Below are 3,652 nucleotides of genomic sequence, written 5' to 3'. Positions count from 1 at the left end.
GTATGGGATTGATTCCACACTTTCTGGAAACGGTTCCACATCGTTCACGGTCATTTCTCTACCGTTTACCGTTTCATCCGCAGAAATTCGTGCAAAAACTTCCCGTAAGGTCCATGCTGCAGATATGAGAACGTTCCCACATAGGGAGCAAAGCTCGCGTGGATCCGACAAAGGGAGGAAGAATGGCTCTGGACTACGCACAAGCCGCGAAGGAAGCGCTCGAGGCTGTCGGTGGTTCCGACAACATCGTGTCCGCCGCACACTGTGCAACGAGGCTGCGTCTGGTCATCGCAGATGACTCCAAGGTAGACAAGGAGAAGCTCGAGAACGCCGTCGGCGCAAAGGGCAACTTCTCGGCATCCGGCCAGCTGCAGATCATCTACGGCACCGGCACGGTCGACAAGGTGTACGACGAGTTCATCAAGCAGGGCGGCATCTCCGCCGCCAGCAAGGCCGAGGCCAAGGAGGCCGCCGCAAACCAGGGCAACTGGTTCCAGCGCGCCATCAAGGTCCTGTCCGACGTCTTCGTCCCCATCATCCCCGCCATCGTCGCGTCCGGCATGCTCATGGGCATCATGGGCGCCCTGCAGTACATGGGCACCGCCGGCATGATCGCCCTCGACACCAAGAGCGTCTGGTGGCGCATCGCGAGCCTCATCAACGCCTGCGCACTCGGCAACCTGCAGATCCTCCTGGGCTTCTCCGCCGCGACGGTCTTCGGCGGCAACCCCTACCTCGGCGCGTCGCTCGGCGCACTTCTCATCAGCTCCGACTTCATCAACGCCTATAGCGCCAGCACCGCCATCGCGCAGGGCAAGATGATCACCCTCACCGTCATCCCCGGCCTCTACAGCATCGACTGGGTCGGCTACCAGGGCCACGTCATCCCCATCCTCGTGGGCGTCTGGATCCTCTGCTTCTTCGAGAAGCGCCTCCACAAGGTCGTGCCCGAGATGTTCGACCTCTTCGTGACGCCGCTCGTCTCCGTGTCCCTCGCCGCCTACATCACGATCCTCTTCGTCGGCCCCATCTTCGTCTGGCTCGAGAACTCCATCCTCGGCCTGCTCATGTTCCTCCTCAAGGTGCCCCTGGGCATCGGCTACATCATCATCGGCCTCATCTACAGCCCGTCCGTCGTGACCGGCCTGCACCAGATGTACACCGCCATCGACGTCTCCATGCTCGCCAAGTACGGCGTCACCTACTGGCTGCCCATCGCCTCCTCCGCCAACATCGCCCAGGGCGGCGCCTGCCTCGCCGTCGCGCTCAAGACGCGTTCCGAGAAGACCAAGTCCCTCGCGGTTCCCTCCGGCATCTCCTGCCTGCTCGGCATCACCGAGCCCGCGATCTTCGGCGTCAACCTGCCTAAGATCAAGCCGTTCGTCGCCGGCATGATCGGCTCCGCATGCGGCGCCCTCTGCTGCTTCATCTTCCACCTGGCCGCCACCGGCACCGGCGTCACCGGCATCTTCGGCATCCTCCTGTGCATCGCGCAGCCGCTGCAGTACATCATCATGTTCGCCGTCGCCTTCGGCGTGGCCTTCGGCATCACCTCGTCCATCTACAAGGACGAGGAGGCCAAGGCGGAGCCCGCGAAGCTCGCCGCCGAGACCAAGGCCGCCGCTGACGAGGAGGCCGCCCTCTCCAAGGAGGAGGCCGCCGAGGCCGGCGCCCCCGCAGCCACCAAGCCCGAGACCATCGTCGCTCCCCTCTCCGGCAAGACCATGCCGATGACCGAGGTCCCCGACCCCGTCTTCGCGTCCGAGGCCATGGGCAAGGGCATCGCCATCACGCCCTCCGAGGGCAAGATCTTCTCGCCCGTCGACGGCACCGTCACCGTGCTCGCCGAGACCGGCCACGCCGTGGGCCTGCTGTCCGACTCCGGCGCCGAGGTGCTCATCCACATCGGCATCGACACCGTGACGCTCAAGGGCGAGCCGTTCAGCGCGCACACCGCCGTGGGCGCCCACGTGAGCAAGGGCGACCTGCTCATGGACGTCGACCTCAAGAAGATCGAGGACGCGGGCCTGAGCACCGTGACCCCCGTCATCATCACCAACACCGCCGACTACTCCGGGGTCACCCCGCACGAGGGTGCCGTGAACGCGGGAGACGCGCTCATCGACCTCAAGTAACCACAAGGCGCACACCTCTGGCGGGGGCGGTCGCATGCGGCCGTCCCCGCCTTCAGACGAAGGGACTTTGATGAACGAGAAGAGCGTGGACACCCGCTGGAGGATGGCCTATCACCTCATGCCCCCCACGGGCTGGCTCAACGACCCCAACGGCCTCTGCCAGTACAAGGGCACCTATCACGTCTTCCACCAGTACTCGCCCGAGTGGCCCACGGGCAGGGAGCGCGGCTGGGGGCACTTCACGAGTCCTGACCTGGTGCACTGGGAGCACCACGGCATGGCCATCCACCAGGACATCCCCGAGGACGCCTCCGGCGCCTACTCCGGCGGGGCGCTCGTGGAGCGCGACGCCGAGGGCCACGACGTGCTCCTCAGGCTCTACTACACGGGCAACGTGAAGGAGCCGGGCGACTACGACTACATCCACGCCGGCCGCCAGGCAAACGAGATCGAGGTCACGAGCGAGGACGGCTATACGCTCTCGCCCAAGCGCGTCCTGCTGAGGAACGCGGACTACCCGGACTTCCTCTCGTGCCACGTGCGCGACCCCAAGCTCTGGCGCGAGGACTCAGCCGAGGGCAGCTACCACATGCTCCTGGGCGCGCGCGACCTGGACGACCACGGCAGGCTGCTGCTGTTCGACTCCCACGACGGCGAGAGCTGGACGTACCGCTCCTGCCCCACGAGCATGGAGCCCTTCGGCTACATGTGGGAGTGCCCGGACCGCGTGGTGCTCGACGGCCGGGAGTACGCGGGCTTCTCGCCCCAGGGTCTTCCCGACGAGGAATGGCGCTGGCAGAACGAGTCCAACTGCGGCTACATCGAGCTGCCCGAGGGCGTGCGACTGCTCGACGTGGACCGGCTCGACCAGCGCGACTTCGTGGAGTGGGACCGCGGGTTCGACTTCTACGCGCCGCAGACCTTCGTGGACGAGACCGGCCGCACCATCCTGCTTGGCTGGATGGCCGTGCCCGACGTGGACTACGAGTCCGCGCCCGAGGGCCTGGGCTGGATCCACTGCCTCACGGTGCCGCGCGAGCTCACCCGCGCGCGCGACGGGCGCATCCTGCAGAGGCCCGTGGCTGAGGTGGCGTCGCTGCGCGAGGACGGCCGCGAGCTCGACGCGCGTGGCACGACGACGCTGCCGCACCACCGCGCGGACGTGGAGCTCTCTGGCATCACGGGCGACCTCAGGCTCACGCTGGACGACGCGCTGGAGCTCGTGTGCGAGGACGGTGCCGCCTACCTGCGCTTTTTGGACGAGGCCGTGGGTGCCGGCCGCACGGAGCGCCGCGTGAGGCTGGGCGGCGTGGCAAGCCTGCGCCTGCTCGTGGACGAGTCCGCCGTGGAGGCCTACCTCAACGGAGGGCGCGAGGTCTTCTCCACCAGGTGGTTCCCCAGGCGTGACGACCTCACGGTAACGCTCGCGTGCGACTGCGCGTCCGCCCGCGCCTGGGTCATGCGCGACGTGATGGGCAACACCTACACTCACTAGTAAAGGGAACGGACACAGGGAG

The 3,652-nt window shown here is 66.5% G+C and carries 2 protein-coding genes; both read left to right on the top strand.

Going from position 1 to position 3,652, the window contains the following annotated elements; all coding sequences use genetic code 11:
• Nucleotides 1–182 precede the first annotated feature (182 nt).
• A complete protein-coding gene (locus ACI38Z_RS03755; RefSeq protein ID WP_439788849.1) occupies nt 183–2,135 on the top strand; it encodes a glucose PTS transporter subunit IIA in 1,953 nt (650 codons plus the stop codon).
• 70 nt (nt 2,136–2,205) lie between these two features.
• Nucleotides 2,206–3,630, top strand: coding sequence for a GH32 C-terminal domain-containing protein (locus ACI38Z_RS03750; protein WP_439788848.1), 1,425 nt, complete (start codon nt 2,206–2,208; stop codon nt 3,628–3,630).
• Nucleotides 3,631–3,652: the final 22 nt, after the last annotated feature.

The organism is Parafannyhessea sp. (assembly GCF_051876455.1).
Taxonomy (GTDB): domain Bacteria; phylum Actinomycetota; class Coriobacteriia; order Coriobacteriales; family Atopobiaceae; genus Parafannyhessea.
The sequence above is the reverse complement of the archived record's forward strand: the minus strand, read 5'-3'. Positions and strand labels throughout refer to the sequence as shown.

What these genes read in the sequence shown, in the direction of transcription:
- ACI38Z_RS03750 (WP_439788848.1), top strand. Translation starts at nt 2,206, where the DNA reads ATGAACGAGAAGAGCGTGGACACCCGCTGGAGGATGGCCTATCACCTC.
- ACI38Z_RS03755 (WP_439788849.1), top strand. Translation starts at nt 183, where the DNA reads ATGGCTCTGGACTACGCACAAGCCGCGAAGGAAGCGCTCGAGGCTGTC.